Here is a 303-nt window from a genome sequence, read left to right on the forward strand (position 1 = left end):
GCCTACGGGAGGCTGCAGTGGGGAATTTTGGACAATGGGCGCAAGCCTGATCCAGCCATGCCGCGTGTGGGAAGAAGGCCTTCGGGTTGTAAACCACTTTTGTCAGGGAAGAAACGGTCTGACCTAATACGTTGGGCTAATGACGGTACCTGAAGAATAAGCACCGGCTAACTACGTGCCAGCAGCCGCGGTAATACGAATGGGGCAAGCGTTGTTCGGAATCACTGGGCTTAAAGCGTGCGCAGGCGGCTATGAAAGTCAGGAGTGAAATCCCAGGGCTCAACCCTGGAATTGCTTTTGAAA

At 53.8% G+C, this 303-nt stretch carries 1 rRNA gene; it reads left to right on the plus strand.

From position 1 onward, the window contains the following. Positions 1 to 303: ribosomal RNA gene (locus ACTHSL_RS13370) — 16S ribosomal RNA — on the plus strand; the annotation flags it as partial.

It is taken from the genome of Neisseria sp. P0008.S010 (genome assembly GCF_051962715.1).
GTDB classification, from domain to species: Bacteria; Pseudomonadota; Gammaproteobacteria; order Burkholderiales; family Neisseriaceae; genus Neisseria; species Neisseria elongata.